At 71.1% G+C, this 13,275-nt stretch carries 13 protein-coding genes; 10 read left to right on the top strand and 3 right to left on the bottom strand.

Translation table 11 applies throughout. The annotated features are described in order from the left end of the window. The first annotated feature begins 37 nt into the window (after positions 1–37). Complete coding sequence (locus QSK25_RS37690) at positions 38–700, top strand: ArsR/SmtB family transcription factor (RefSeq protein WP_285645545.1); 663 nt, start codon at positions 38–40, stop codon at positions 698–700. Between the two features lie 3 nt (positions 701–703). Here the strand turns inward: QSK25_RS37690 and QSK25_RS37685 are convergent, their stop codons facing one another. The 3 genes from QSK25_RS37685 to QSK25_RS37675 form a co-directional block, all read right to left on the bottom strand. After that, a complete protein-coding gene (locus QSK25_RS37685) occupies positions 704–1,597 on the bottom strand; it encodes an HAD family hydrolase (protein ID WP_285645544.1) in 894 nt (297 codons plus the stop codon). A 41-nt stretch (positions 1,598–1,638) separates the two neighbouring features. Then, positions 1,639–2,631: a DUF5667 domain-containing protein gene (locus QSK25_RS37680; protein WP_285645542.1), complete on the bottom strand. Its 993-nt coding sequence runs from the start codon at positions 2,629–2,631 to the stop codon at positions 1,639–1,641. Between the two features lie 138 nt (positions 2,632–2,769). Beyond that, on the bottom strand, positions 2,770–3,345 hold the full coding sequence (locus QSK25_RS37675) for a sigma-70 family RNA polymerase sigma factor (protein WP_285645541.1): 576 nt from the start codon (positions 3,343–3,345) through the stop codon (positions 2,770–2,772). A gap of 211 nt (positions 3,346–3,556) precedes the next feature. Here QSK25_RS37675 and QSK25_RS37670 point away from each other — a divergent pair, with 211 nt between their 5' ends. From QSK25_RS37670 to QSK25_RS37630, 9 genes are all read left to right on the top strand, one after another. Next, positions 3,557–5,032 (top strand): AMP-binding protein, encoded by a 1,476-nt coding sequence (locus tag QSK25_RS37670; RefSeq protein WP_285645540.1) that lies wholly within the window; start codon positions 3,557–3,559, stop codon positions 5,030–5,032. Between the two features lie 5 nt (positions 5,033–5,037). Further along, entirely contained in the window at positions 5,038–5,277 is a 240-nt protein-coding gene (locus QSK25_RS37665; protein WP_285645539.1) for a glutaredoxin family protein, read from the top strand. A 220-nt stretch (positions 5,278–5,497) separates the two neighbouring features. Beyond that, a complete protein-coding gene (locus QSK25_RS37660; protein WP_285645536.1) occupies positions 5,498–6,967 on the top strand; it encodes a molybdopterin-dependent oxidoreductase in 1,470 nt (489 codons plus the stop codon). An 87-nt stretch (positions 6,968–7,054) separates the two neighbouring features. Continuing rightward, the gene (locus QSK25_RS37655) at positions 7,055–7,891 is read left to right on the top strand and encodes a redox-sensing transcriptional repressor Rex (RefSeq protein WP_285645534.1); all 837 of its coding nucleotides are present in this window, start codon (positions 7,055–7,057) and stop codon (positions 7,889–7,891) included. Between the two features lie 37 nt (positions 7,892–7,928). After that, positions 7,929–9,242, top strand: coding sequence for a glutamyl-tRNA reductase (locus tag QSK25_RS37650; RefSeq protein ID WP_285645533.1), 1,314 nt, complete (start codon positions 7,929–7,931; stop codon positions 9,240–9,242). After that, positions 9,239–10,174, top strand: a complete 936-nt coding sequence (hemC, locus tag QSK25_RS37645) for a hydroxymethylbilane synthase (RefSeq protein ID WP_285645531.1) — start codon at positions 9,239–9,241, stop codon at positions 10,172–10,174. Before QSK25_RS37650 ends, hemC begins: the two co-directional genes overlap by 4 nt. 18 nt (positions 10,175–10,192) lie before the next feature. Then, complete coding sequence (locus QSK25_RS37640; RefSeq protein ID WP_285645528.1) at positions 10,193–11,725, top strand: bifunctional uroporphyrinogen-III C-methyltransferase/uroporphyrinogen-III synthase; 1,533 nt, start codon at positions 10,193–10,195, stop codon at positions 11,723–11,725. A 75-nt stretch (positions 11,726–11,800) separates the two neighbouring features. Next, positions 11,801–12,775: a porphobilinogen synthase gene (gene hemB / locus QSK25_RS37635; protein WP_285645520.1), complete on the top strand. Its 975-nt coding sequence runs from the start codon at positions 11,801–11,803 to the stop codon at positions 12,773–12,775. Then, positions 12,760–13,272 (top strand): hypothetical protein, encoded by a 513-nt coding sequence (locus tag QSK25_RS37630; protein ID WP_285645518.1) that lies wholly within the window; start codon positions 12,760–12,762, stop codon positions 13,270–13,272. Before hemB ends, QSK25_RS37630 begins: the two co-directional genes overlap by 16 nt. The last annotated feature ends 3 nt before the right edge of the window (positions 13,273–13,275 follow it).

Genomic DNA, 13,275 nt, shown 5'->3' with positions numbered 1-13,275 from the left:
AACGCTTCGGCGCGGGCCGAAGTGTCCCGGCCGCAGAATGGGCGTCGTGGAAGCACTCGTCCAGGTCGCCTCACTGCTCGCGGACAACACCCGTGCCGCGCTCTGCGGCGCCCTGCTGGACGGACGCGCCTGGACGGCCCGGGAGCTGGCCCAGCACGCCGGGGTGGCCGCCTCGACCGTCAGCGAGCACCTCACGCGGCTGGTCGAGGGCGGGCTGCTGGTGGAGCACCGGCAGGGACGGCACCGGTACGTGGCGCTGGCCGGCCCGCACGTGGCGGAACTGCTGGAGTCGATGGCCGCGTTCGCCGGGCCGCGGGTGCCGCCGAGGGGGTTGCGGGCGGCCGCGGTGTCGGAGGCGATGGCGCGCGGGCGGACCTGCTACGACCACCTGGCCGGACGGCTGGGGATCGCGCTCAAGACCGGGTTGGTGGACCTCGGGGTGGTGAACGCCGAATTGGCGATCAGTGAACCGGGGACGGTCTGGCTCAAGGAGCTCGGCTTCGAGCCGGGCAAGCGGGTGCTCAGCCGCGCGTGCCTGGACTGGACCGAGCGCGTCCCCCACCTCGCCGGAGCCGCTGGGGCGTTCCTGTGCGGCACGTTCTTCGAACGCGGCTGGGTCCGCAGGATCGGCACGAGCCGCGCCGTGCTGCTCACCCCGGAAGGCGAGCAGGGATGGCGCGACCTCGGACTGGTGAGCTGAGCGCTACTTGACCCGGCGCCGGTACGCCATCGTCGCCGCCACCGCACCCGCCAGCGCCCCGGCACCCAGGATCGACGGCACGCCGATCTTGGCCGCCTTGCGCCCGGTCCGGAAGTCGCGGATCTCCCAGTCCTTGCGGCGGGCCACGTCGCGCAGCTGCGAGTCCGGGTTCACCGCCACCGCCGTGCCCACCACGGACAGCATCGGCACGTCGTTGGACGAGTCCGAGTACGCGGTGCAGCGGCGCAGGTCGAGGCCCTCCTTCGCGGCGAGCGAGCGGACGGCCTGGGCCTTCGCCTTGCCGTGCAGCAGGTCGCCGACCAGGCGGCCGGTGTAGATGCCGTTCTCGGACTCCGAGACCGTGCCCAGCGCGCCGGTGAGGCCCAGGCGGCGGGCGATGATCTGGGCCAGTTCCACCGGGGTCGCGGTGACGAGCCACACGCGCTGGCCCGCGTCGAGGTGCATCTGGGCGAGGGCCTGGGTGCCCTTCCAGATGCGGTCGGCCATCAGTTCGTCGTAGATCTCCTCGCCCAGCGAGACCAGTTCGGCGACGCTGCGGCCCGCGACGAACGACAGGGCCTGCTCGCGCGAGGCCTTGACCGACTCCGGGTCCTCGCGGCCGCCGACGCGGAACTTCATCTGCTGCCAGACGAAGCCCGCCAGGTCGGAGGACGAGAAGTACTTGCGCGCGGCCAGGCCGCGGGCGAAGTGGAAGATCGAGGCGCCCATCATCATCGTGTTGTCCACGTCGAAGAAGGCTGCGGCGGTCAGGTCCGGGGGGACCGTCAGCGACGCTTCGAGCTCCGGCGCCATCGCGGCGGCCTGGATCGCCGCGTCTGCCGATGCCTCGCCGGCTAGTTCGGCCAGCCGGTCGCTCTCCACGTCACGCTTGCCCATGTCCCAAGCGTAGCGATCAGGTCCGCCGGAAAGCGCCCGACTCAGCCGAAGCTGATGCCGGGCAGCAGCGGGAGCGAGATGCTCGGCAACGGCAGGGGCAGCGGGATCGTGATCCCCGGCTTCGACGTCGCGGGCGGCGTGGACGTGCCCGGCTTCGTGGACGGGACCGCCGACGACCCCGGCGCGACCGACTGGGTCGGCTGCACCGACGGCTGACCGGAGCCCGACGGCACCGGCAGGCCCGACGGGGTCGGCGCGACCGAGGACGGCTCGTTGCCCGGCGACGAGTTCGGGTCGGTGACGACCGCCGCGCACTCGTCCTTCGCCGGCAACGGGCCGAGCGTGTCCGACGAACCGCTGGTCACGGCGTCGCAACCGGCGCGCGCCGCCAGGTCGTGGGCGCGCTGGGCGATGCTCGCGAGCAGCCACATCGTCGTGTCCGCGTGGGCGCGGGCGTCGTCGGGCAGGCGGGTGCGCAGGGTGCCGAGCTTCACGTACTGCGCCAGCGCCCACTCGTTGAGCGCGGGCAGCGCCGTCTTGTCCGACGACGTGGCGTAGGTGGTCAGCTGGCGGGAGCCCTCGACCGCGTCGGCGTCCAGGTCGCCCAGCGCCGTGATCTGGGCCGCTGACGTGGACGAACGGTCCGCGAGGGTCTCCATCTCGGTGACCCTGGACGCGGCGAACTCCAGGTGCTTGAGGGCCTTGTCCTCCTCGTCGAAGGTCAGGCCGAGCGAAGCGCTCTCGGTCGTGCGCTTGATGCCGTAGAGCGGGTCTCCCGGGAGCGCGTCACGGCTGAGCAGCACGCTCATGCCGGCGAGTGACAACAACAAGCACAGGACCGCGGCTGCCGCGACCGCTACTCGTGCGCGCGCTCCCACCCGTCTTACCGACGAGAGCACCAATGGTTTCTCAGGTGGGGGCGCGGTGAGGACGCGTTGTTTCATCCGTTCGCGCGCCTCGGCGTCCGGGCCGACGTCCATCCGCCGGAGGAGTTCGACGATCGCGAGGTCCTCAGCGAGGTCGTCGTTCCCCACCGGCTGTGGGCCGCCTTCAACGGCACGAGCGAACCGCTCGTGCTCCGTCTGCCGCCACCGCGGTGTTCTTCCCTTGCCGTCCATCTCAGCCCGAGTAACGAAGTTGATCTGCTTTGGGTTACGCCCCTGCGATCGCGATCACCGCAACCAGGACGGGAGGATCTGTGCGAGCCGGCGAACGGCCCGGTGTTGCAGTGCCTTCACGGCGCCCTCGTTGCGGTCCATGATCTGCGCGACCTCGGACACCGACTTGCCTTCGATGAACCTCAGCACGATGCAGTCGCGCTGGTCGTCACCCAACTGGGAAACGCACCGGAGCAGCTCCGCGTTGGTCGCCTCGGTCATGACCTCCTGCTCGGGTCCGCTCGTCTCCTCGCGGTTGTCCTGCAGTTCGGCGGTCGTGACCTCCAGCCGGTAGCGGCTCGACTTCACGTGGTCGAACACGATGTTGCGGGCGATCGTGACGAACCAGGCCCCGACGTCGCGGCCCTGGTAGCTGACCGACCCGATGCTGCGCAGAGCCCGCAGGAACGTCTCGCTGGTCACGTCCTCGGCGAACGCGCGATCGCCGCCCACCCGGAAGAGGACGTAGCGGAACACCATGTCGACGTACTGGTCGTACAGCACTCCGAACGCCTGGGTGTCACCCTCCTGGGCGGCCTTGACGAGCTGCCACGGCTCGTCGGCGGCGTTGTCGTGCTGACCCCCCGTCATGGTTCGGGTGGTCCTGATCGTGTTCGGTCGTGCCCGCGCGGTCATCGGCTCGCGGCACCTCCACAGAGTCGCCGTGGCGGCAGCATACGTGTTGTTACTCCGTAGTAGGTAGCGGATGAGGTTGTGATGTGGAGACGCGCGAACCGCCGCTTCATGACGCCCGTCACGCGTGGAAGACTGCCCCAAGCGTCCAGTTGTTCATGAGGAGGCCATGTTGACTTCCGCTCGCAATGTCTCAGACCTTGTCCGTGCCTCGGCACAGCGGGGGCCCGGCCACGTCGCCTTGGTCGACGTAGCGAGCGGTAAGAGCCTCACGTGGGAAACCATCGACCGCGCGACCGATGCTTTCGCCCGCCGTTTGGCCGATTCCGGTCTGGAACCGGGCGACCGAGTGGCGGTACGGCTGCCCACGAGCCCCGAGTTCGTGGTCGCCGTGTTCGGAATTCTCCGCGCAGGCGGTGTCGTGGTGCCCACCGGCCCCGGCAACCCGCCGCGCGAGCTCCAGCGCATCCTCGCCGACTCGGGGGCGTCCCTCCTCGTCGGTGACGGCGAGGGCTCCGACGCCGCGGTGGTCGACGTCCCGGACGTCTCCGCCACGGCCGAGCCGTTCGAGGCCGTCCGCGGCGGCGAGGACCTGGCCGTCCTCGGCTACACCTCGGGCACCTCCGGCGTGCCGCGCGGCGCGATGCTGTCCCACCGCGCGCTCCTCGCGAACGTCGCCCAGTGCGCCTCGCTGCGCCCCGCCCCCGTCACCGCGGGCGACCGCGTGCTGCTCGCGCTGCCGCTGTTCCACGTCTACGGCCTCGGACCCGGTCTGCTGCAGGTCGCGGGCGCCGGTGCCACGGCGGTCCTGCTGGAGCGGTTCGAGCCGTCCAACGCCCTCGACGTCATCGAGGAGCACCGGGTCACCACGATGGTCGGCGTGCCGCCCATGTACCGGGCGATCCTGGCCCACCCGGTCGAGTTGCTGCGCGAGAAGCTCGCCACCGTCCGCCTGTTCACCTCCGGCGCGGCCCCGCTGCCCGCGGGCGTCATCGCGGAGATGAAGGGCGTCATCGGCATCCCGATCTTCGAGGGCTACGGCCTGACCGAGACCGGCCCGGTGCTCACGTCCACGCTGGTCGGCGGCACGCCGAAGCCCGGTTCCGTGGGCCAGGCCCTGCCCGGCGTCGAGATCCGCCTGGTCGACACCGACGGCTCCGTCCTCGACATCGACGAGGACGAACCGGGCACCGGCCTGGTGTCCGCGAAGGGCGACAACCTCTTCAGCGGCTACTGGCCCGACGGCGCCCACGGCCCGGACTCGTCCGGCTGGTTCCGCACCGGCGACGTCGGCTTCATCGACGCCGACGGCGACCTGCACCTCGTCGACCGCGCGGGCGACCTGATCATCGTCAACGGCTTCAACGTCTACCCGCACGAGGTCGAACAGGTCGTCTGCGAGATGACCGAGGTCCTCGAAGCCGCCGCCGTGGGCGTCCCGGACGAGAAGACCGGCGAGTCGGTCAAGGTCGTCCTGGTCCTGCGGGACGGCCAGGACCTCTCGGCCGACCAGGTCGTGGCCCACTGCGCGGCCAGGCTCGCCAAGTTCAAGGTGCCGACCGTCGTGGAGTTCGCCCCGGCCCTGCCGCACTCGCCGACCGGCAAGCTCGCCCGCGCGGTGCTCCGCAGGCCTTTGGGAGCATGACGGGCATGACCCACCACGTGACGTTGATGAGCCGGGTGTCGTGCCACTCCTGCGAGGAGGCCGCCGTCGAGATCGAGCGGATCTGCGCGGAGCTGGGCGCCACCTGGTCCGTCGAGGACGTCGACTCCGACCCGGAACTGCGCGCCGAGTACGGCGACCGGGTGCCGGTGTTCCTGGTCGACGGCGCCGAGCACGGTTACTGGAAGGTCGAGGAGGACCGCCTGCGGGCGGCCCTCGCCGGCTAGCCGACAGCACCCACACTCCCCGGCGTGTCGCTCAAACACGCCGCTGCTTTCACCGCACGCGGGGCCCTTTCGTTCGCGTGGAGCGCACGAAAGGTCCCCGCGTGCGGTGAAACGGGTGGCGGAGAGTGTGGTGGCGGGCGGAGGTGCGGTCCTGCGGTGGTGATTACCGAGGGCTTACGGCTCGGGCGAACCGGGGCCTCGTGGGTGTCGAATGGAAGGCATGAAGCCCGCCAAGGCCGCGCTCACCGGACTCGTCGCGCTCGTCGCCGCCCTCGCGGCCGGGCACCTGGTGGCCGCGTTCGTCGGCCTGAGCGCCTCCCCGTACCTCGCCGTGGGCAACGCCGCGATCGACCTCACGCCGTCGTGGCTGAAGGACTTCGCGGTCGAGACGTTCGGCACCGCCGACAAGCTCGTGCTGCTCAGCGGCATGGCGGTCGTGCTCGTCGCGATCGGCGTCGGAGCGGGCCTGGCCAGCAGGAACAGCGCCGCGCCCGGCTCGCTCGTGGCGGTGCTGCTCGGCTTCGTGGGCGTCGCGGCCGTCGCGACCAGGCCGGACGTCGGCGCGCTGGCGGTCCTCGCCCCGGTCGCCAGCACGGCCGCGGGCGTCTACGTCTTCCGCTACCTGCACAGGGAGGCCGAGGAGAGCGACAGCCGCCGGAGCTTCCTGATCACCGCGGGCCTGGCCGTCACGGCCGGGGTCGCCGGGCAGGTCTTCGGCAGCCGGACCGACGTCGAGGGCTCCCGCCAGGCCGTCGGGCCGCTCACGCCGAAGACCAAGGCGCCCGAGATCCCGTTCAACGCCGACTTCGCCAAGGACGGCACCCCGAGCTTCATCACCAGCGGCGAGGACTTCTACCGCATCGACACCGCCCTGAGCGTGCCGCGGATCCGCGCCGAGGAGTGGGCGCTGCGGGTGCACGGCATGGTCGAGCGGCCGACGGTCCTGACGTTCGACGAGATCAGGAACATGGACCTGGTCGAGGAGACCGTCACGCTCACCTGCGTCTCCAACGAGGTCGGCGGCCCGTACATCTCCACCGGCAACTTCATCGGCGTGAAGATCGGCGACGTGCTGCGGCAGGCGGGCGTCAAGCAGGGCGCCGACCAGCTGTTCAGCACCAGCGACGACGGCTTCACGGCCGGCAGCCCGCTCGACTACGTCCTCGAGAACGGCCTCATCGCGATCGGCATGAACGGTGAACCGCTGCCCGCCGAGCACGGCTTCCCGGCCAGGCTCGTCGTCCCCGGCCTCTACGGCTACGTGTCCGCGACGAAGTGGGTCACCGACCTCAACGTCACGACGTTCGAGAAGGACCAGGGCTACTGGATCCCGCGCGGCTGGGCCACCAGGGCCCCGATCAAGACCTCCTCGCGGATCGACCGGCCCAAGCGGCAGGGCAGGGTCCAGGGCAAGGCCGTCATCGCGGGCACGGCCTGGGCGCAGCCCAGGGGCGTCGCCAAGGTCGAGGTCCGCATCGACGGCGGGGTGTGGCGCGAGACCGAGCTCGCCGCCGACGTCAGCGACACCACCTGGCGCATGTGGAAGATCGAGATGGAGCTGTCGAAGGGCAGTCACACGGTCGAGTGCCGGGCCACCGACAAGTCCGGGCAGACGCAGGACCAGGCGCGCCTCGACCCCGTTCCCGACGGCGCGACGGGATGGCACTCGGTCACCTTCTCGGTCGACTAGGTGCTCACCCCGTAGTGATCATGAAGCGAGGAAGTGCTGGTCACGCCCCGTGACCGGCGCCGCCGCAGTGGATCATCGACTTTGTGCATGCGTTCACAAGCGGTACGGTGTGTGCATCACCAGCGCCGCGGTATCCCTGCGGTGAAGCACACCCGGAGGTCGGAGAGCGTGGCAGCACAGCGGGGCGAAGGTGAGACGACCACCACCCCTGCCGAGCCCGCCGACAGGGAGCGCGCCCGCGCGATCCCCGAAGCGGCCGTCGCCCGGCTCGCCGTCTACCTCCGCGCGTTGTCCGGCATGGCCGACCAGGGCGTGACGGCGGTCTCCAGCGAGGAGCTCAGCCAGGCCGCGGGCGTCAACGCGGCGAAGCTCCGCAAGGACCTGAGCTACATCGGCAGCTACGGCACGAGGGGCGTCGGCTACGACGTCGAGGTCCTCGTGAGCCACATCGAGCGCATCCTCGGCCTCACCCGCAACCACTCCGTGGCCGTCGTGGGCATCGGTAACCTTGGTCACGCTCTCGCCAACTACGGCGGCTTCCCCGGCCGCGGGTTCCCGGTCACCGCCCTGTTCGACGTGGACGCCGATCTCATCGGAATCCCTGTTGGGGGCATCCCGGTCAACCACATCGACGAGATCACCGCGATCTGCCTCGAGCGCGAGGTGTCGATCGGCGTCATCGCGACGCCGCCACCGGCCGCTCAGTCGGTTTGCGACCGTTTGGTATCTGCGGGCGTCCAGTGCATTCTGAACTTTGCACCGGTTGTCCTTCAGGTTCCAGACAACGTCGAGGTGCGCAAGGTTGACTTGGCGGTCGAGATGCAGATCCTGTCGTTCCACGTCGCTCGACGTGCGGACGAGGCTGCCGGCGTCTCAGTCGACAACAACGGACTGGGTGTGGACGGGATGGTGAGTCGCCCGTGAGCGTGAGCCAGCTGGCTCCGGTGAACGTGGTGAGTGCATGAGTGTGCTCGTAGTCGGGCTTTCGCACCGCACCGCCCCAGTCCCGGTCCTGGAACGCGTCACCGTGGCCGAGCCGGACCTGCCCAAGGTCCTCGGCCAGCTGCTCGCCGCCCCCAGCGTCTCCGAGGCGATGGTCCTGTCGACCTGCAACCGGGTCGAGGTCTACGCCGTCGTCGAGTCGTTCCACGGCGGCATGTCGGAGGTCGTCGAGGTTCTCGCGCAGCACGCGCAGATCGAGCCCCAGGCCCTCTACGAGCACTTCTACGTCCACTACGCCGCCGCTGCCGTCGAGCACCTGTTCTCCGTCGCGGCGGGCCTCGACTCGATGGTCGTCGGCGAGTCCCAGATCCTCGGCCAGCTGCGCGGCGCGTACGCGGCGGCGGACGAGGCGGGCGTCGTCGGCAAGACCGTCCACGAGCTCACCCAGAACGCGCTGCGCGTCGGCAAGCGCGTGCACAGCGAGACCGGCATCGACCAGGCCGGCGCGTCCGTCGTGTCCGAGGCCCTCGGCGACGCCGAGGCCGCGCTGGGCACCCTCGTCGGCAAGCGCGCGCTGCTCGTCGGCGCCGGGGCCATGGGTGGCCTGGCCGCCGCGCACCTGCGCCGGGCGGGCATCGGCGAGGTCGTCATCGCGAACCGGACGCAGGCCAACGGTGTGCGTCTCGCCACGTCGCTCAAGTCCGAGGGCGTCCCCGCGACGGCCGTGGACCTGTCCGCGCTGGCCGTCGAGATCGACCTCGCGGACATCGTCTTCGCGTGCACCGGCTCGATCGGCACGACCGTCCGCGCGGACATGATCAGCGCGCGCTCGCGGCCGTTGGTGATGTGCGACCTGGGCCTGCCCAAGGACGTCGATCCCGCGGCCGCCGAACTGCCGAACGTTCGTGTGGTGGACCTGGAAACGCTGCAGCGGCGCCTGTCCGACGCGCCCGCCGGCCAGGACGCCCGCCTCGCGGCCACGCTGGTCGCCGACGAGGTCAGGGCCTACCTCGCGGGCCAGCGGTCCGCCGAGGTCACGCCGACCGTCACGGCCCTGCGCAAGCGGGCCGCCGAGGTGGTCGACGCCGAGCTGCTCCGTCTTGATTCGCGACTTCCCGAACTGGACGCCGCGACACGCGGTGAATTGGCCAAGACGGTGCGCCGCGTTGTAGACAAGCTCCTGCACACGCCGACCGTCAGGGTGAAGGAGCTCGCCTCCGCCCCTGGTGGTACCGGCTACGCGGAGGCTCTCCGCGAGTTGTTCGGGCTCGACCCCCAGTCTCCTGGGGCCGTCAGTCAGACCAAGTCTTCAGTGGATGGTGAAACGCGGTGACCCGCACCCTACGGATCGGTACCCGAGGCAGCGCACTGGCGCTCGCGCAGACGGGGACCGTGGCCGAGGCGCTGAAGGCCGCCGGAGCACAGGTCGAGATCGTCGTCATCAAGACGCCGGGTGACCTCTCCGACGCGCCCATCGCCCAGATCGGCATCGGCGTCTTCACGTCGGCCCTTCGCGACGCGCTCGCGAACGGCGAGATCGACGTCGCCGTCCACTCCTACAAGGACCTCCCGACCGCGCCGGACCCGCGCCTCACGCTGGCGGCCGTCCCGCAGCGCGAGGACCCGCGCGACGCCCTCGTGGCGCGCGACGGCCTCACGCTCGGCGAGCTGCCGCCGGGGTCCACTGTGGGCACCGGGTCCCCGCGTCGCGCGGCGCAGCTGGAGGCCCTCGGCCTCGGGCTGGACATCGTTCCGTTGCGCGGCAACGTGGACACGCGCATCGGCAAGGTGAAGTCGGGCGAGCTCGACGCCGTGGTGCTGGCCCGCGCCGGCATCTCGCGGCTCGGCCGCACGGCGGAGATCACCGAGAACCTGGAGCCCATCCAGATGCTTCCCGCACCCGCGCAGGGTGCGTTGGCAGTCGAGTGCCGGATCGACGACGTCGATGCCGAGCACCTGATCCAGTCCACTCTGGACGATTCGGCCAGCCGGGCCGCTGTGACCGCTGAGCGCGCCATGCTGGCCGCACTCGAAGCGGGCTGCAGCGCGCCGGTCGGCGCGCTGGCCGATGTGGTGGAAGACCTCGACGACGAGGGCAAGGTCGTGTACCGACTTTCCCTGCGCGGGGTCGCAGCGACGCCGGAGAACGATCTCCTCCGCGCGTCCGCCACCGGTGACTTGACCGAAGCTGAGGGACTCGGCCGGGCGCTGGCCGCCGAGTTGCTCGACCTCGGGGCCGCTGTGCTGAGCGGCCCAGAGGCGTAATCGATGGGGAGTGCCCTGATGACCCGCGCACGCAAGACCCCCGGACGCGTCGCCTTCGTGGGCTCCGGCCCAGGCGACACCGGGCTGCTCACGGTCCGGGCCCACGACTTGCTCACCAGGGCTGAACTCGTGGTCACCGACCCGGACGTCCCCGCGGACGTCCTCGCGACCGTGGCCGAGGGAGTCGAGGTCCGCCCCGCTGTCGGCGAGTCCGCCGACGTGGCCAAGGACCTGGTGAACGAGGCGCGCAACGGCGCCACGGTCGTCCGCCTCGTCGCGGGGGACCCGCTGACCCTCGACTCGGTCGTGAAGGAAGCGCAGGCCGTCGCGAAGTCGACGATCCCGTTCGACGTCGTCCCCGGCGTGCCGTCGGGTACCGCCGTCCCCGCCTACGCGGGTGTCGCGCTCGGTGGCGTGCACACCGAGGTCGACGTGCGGACGGTCTCCGACTGGGCGGGCCTCGCCGCCTCGCCCGGCACGCTGGTCCTGCACGCGACCGGTTCGCACCTGGCCGAGGCCGCGTCGAACCTGGTCGAGAACGGCCTCGCGCCGCAGACGCCGGTCGCCGTGACCGCCGAGGGCACGGGCTTCCAGCAGCGCACCATCGACACCACGCTGGCCTCCGTCGCGGCCGACGCCGGTGAGATGGGCGGCCCGCTGGTCGTCACCGTCGGTGCCGCCGCCGCTGCCCGCTCGAAGCTCTCCTGGTGGGAGTCGCGGGCGCTGTACGGCTGGCGCGTGCTGGTCCCGCGGACCAAGGAGCAGGCCGGCGCGATGTCGGAGCGCCTGCACTCGCACGGCGCGATCGCCGTCGAGGTGCCGACGATCTCCGTCGAGCCGCCCCGCAGCCCCGCGCAGATGGAGCGCTCGGTCAAGGGGCTCGTCGACGGCCGCTACCAGTGGGTCGTCTTCACCTCGACCAACGCCGTCCGCGCGGTGTGGGAGAAGTTCCGCGAGTTCGGCCTGGACGCCCGCGCGTTCTCCGGCGTGAAGATCGCCTGCGTCGGCGAGGCCACGGCCGCGAAGGTGCGCTCGTTCGGCATCATCCCCGAACTCGTGCCGTCCGGTGAGCAGTCGTCCGAGGGTCTCCTCAACGACTTCCCGCCGTACGACGACATCCTGGACCCGGTCGACCGCGTGCTGCTGCCGCGGGCCGACATCGCCACCGAGACGCTGGCCGCCGGCCTGCGCGAGCGTGGCTGGGAGATCGACGACGTGACGGCCTACCGCACCGTGCGTGCGGCCCCGCCGCCCGCCGACACCCGCGAGATGATCAAGTCCGGTGGCTTCGACGCGGTGTGCTTCACCTCGTCGTCCACGGTCCGGAACCTGGTCGGCATCGCGGGCAAGCCGCACGCCCGCACGCTCGTCGCGTGCATCGGCCCGCAGACCGCCGAGACGGCGCGGGAGTTCGGCCTCCGGGTCGACGTGCAGCCCGAGGAGGCGAACGTGCCCGCGCTGGTCGACGCGCTGGCCGCCCACGCCGCCCGGTTGCGCGCCGAAGGAGCGCTGCCTCCTCCGCGCAAGACCAAGCGTCTGCGCCGCAGCTAAGTCAACGAAGCCGTCGGGGCCACTCAAGATCCTTTGAGTGGCCCCTTCGACTCTCTCCGTCAGGGAGTCACCACGATGTACCCACTTCACCGGCCGCGTCGTCTGCGCACGACGCCCGCCATGCGCCGCCTCGTGTCCGAGACCGAGGTGCGTCCTCGCCACCTCGTGCTGCCCATGTTCGTCAAGGAAGGCGCGTCCGAGGCCGCTGAGATCAGCAGCATGCCGGGCGTCCACCAGCACACCCGCGACTCGCTGCGCAAGGCCGCCGTCGAGGCCGTCCAGGCGGGCGTCGGCGGCATCATGCTGTTCGGCGTGCCCGCCGAGCGCGACGCCGTCGGGTCCGGCGGCACCGACCCGGACGGCATCCTCAACGCCGCCCTGGGTGACCTGCGCGCCGAACTCGGCGACAGCACCGTGCTGATGTCGGACTGCTGCCTCGACGAGTTCACCGACCACGGCCACTGCGGCGTGCTCGCCGCCGACGGCACGGTCGACAACGACGCCACGCTGGAGGTCTACGGCGAGATGGCCGTCGCGCAGGCGCGCGCCGGTGCCCACGTCGTCGGCCCCAGCGGCATGATGGACGGCCAGATCGCGTTCATCCGCAACGCGCTCGACGCCGCGGGCTTCCAGGACACCGGTGTGCTGGCCTACGCGGCCAAGTACGCCTCGGCGTTCTACGGGCCGTTCCGCGACGCCGTCGAGTCGCAGCTCTCCGGCGACCGCAAGACCTACCAGCAGGACCCGGCCAACGCCCGCGAGGCGTTGCGCGAGGTGCAGCTGGACCTCGCCGAGGGCGCGGACATGGTCATGGTCAAGCCCGCCCTGCTGTACCTGGACGTGCTGCGCTCGGTCGCCGAGATCTCGGACGTTCCCGTTGCGGCGTACCAGATCTCGGGCGAGTACGCGATGATCGAGGCCGCCGCCGCGAACGGCTGGATCGAGCGCGAGCGGTCGATCCTCGAATCGCTCACGTCGATCCGCCGCGCGGGCGCGGACATCGTGCTCACGTACTGGGCCGTGGAAGCCGCCCGGTGGCTGGACAGGTAGAGAAGGCCCCGGTCCCGAAGCTGATCGACGTCGCGCGCTGGCTGTGGATCGCCAGCGCGTGCGTCGGGATGCTGCGGTTCGTCGCGCAGCTCTTCGACCGCGAGATGCTCGTGGCCGAGGTGCGCCGGCAGAACCCGGCGATGGGCCAGGACCAGATCGACGCCGGCGTGAACGGCGGAGTCCTCTTCGGACTCCTGATCGCCACCGCCGTGCTGATCGCGTACACCCGCTTCGCCAACGCGATGGCGCGCGGCCGCAACTGGGCGCGGATCCTGCTGACCGTGCTGGGCGGCGCATCCGTCGCGTTCGGACTGTTCCGGCTGGGTGCGTGGGTCAGCGGTGCCGCGGCGGCGCTCGGCGTGGAGATGCGGCCGGTGGACCTCGCCGTCACGTTCGTCACGACGGTGCTGGACGCGTCCGCGATCGTGCTGATGTACCGCGTTCCTGCGCACTTCCGCAAACGCGTCGAGGTGGACACCGCCTTCCTGCGGTCCTAGGTT

Source organism: Lentzea sp. NBRC 102530 (assembly GCF_030269365.1).
Taxonomy (GTDB): Bacteria; Actinomycetota; Actinomycetes; order Mycobacteriales; family Pseudonocardiaceae; genus Lentzea.
Note: the sequence above shows the minus strand (reverse complement) of the source record. Positions and strands in the feature narration are given on the sequence as shown.

Coding starts and splice junctions, on each gene's coding strand:
- hemB (WP_285645520.1), top strand. CDS start 11,801: ATGTACCCACTTCACCGGCCGCGTCGTCTGCGCACGACGCCCGCCATG.
- QSK25_RS37660 (WP_285645536.1), top strand. CDS start 5,498: ATGAAGCCCGCCAAGGCCGCGCTCACCGGACTCGTCGCGCTCGTCGCC.
- QSK25_RS37670 (WP_285645540.1), top strand. CDS start 3,557: ATGTTGACTTCCGCTCGCAATGTCTCAGACCTTGTCCGTGCCTCGGCA.
- QSK25_RS37690 (WP_285645545.1), top strand. CDS start 38: ATGGGCGTCGTGGAAGCACTCGTCCAGGTCGCCTCACTGCTCGCGGAC.
- QSK25_RS37640 (WP_285645528.1), top strand. CDS start 10,193: ATGACCCGCGCACGCAAGACCCCCGGACGCGTCGCCTTCGTGGGCTCC.
- QSK25_RS37685 (WP_285645544.1), bottom strand. CDS start 1,597: ATGGGCAAGCGTGACGTGGAGAGCGACCGGCTGGCCGAACTAGCCGGC.
- QSK25_RS37665 (WP_285645539.1), top strand. CDS start 5,038: ATGACCCACCACGTGACGTTGATGAGCCGGGTGTCGTGCCACTCCTGC.
- QSK25_RS37675 (WP_285645541.1), bottom strand. CDS start 3,345: ATGACGGGGGGTCAGCACGACAACGCCGCCGACGAGCCGTGGCAGCTC.
- QSK25_RS37650 (WP_285645533.1), top strand. CDS start 7,929: ATGAGTGTGCTCGTAGTCGGGCTTTCGCACCGCACCGCCCCAGTCCCG.
- QSK25_RS37655 (WP_285645534.1), top strand. CDS start 7,055: ATGCGTTCACAAGCGGTACGGTGTGTGCATCACCAGCGCCGCGGTATC.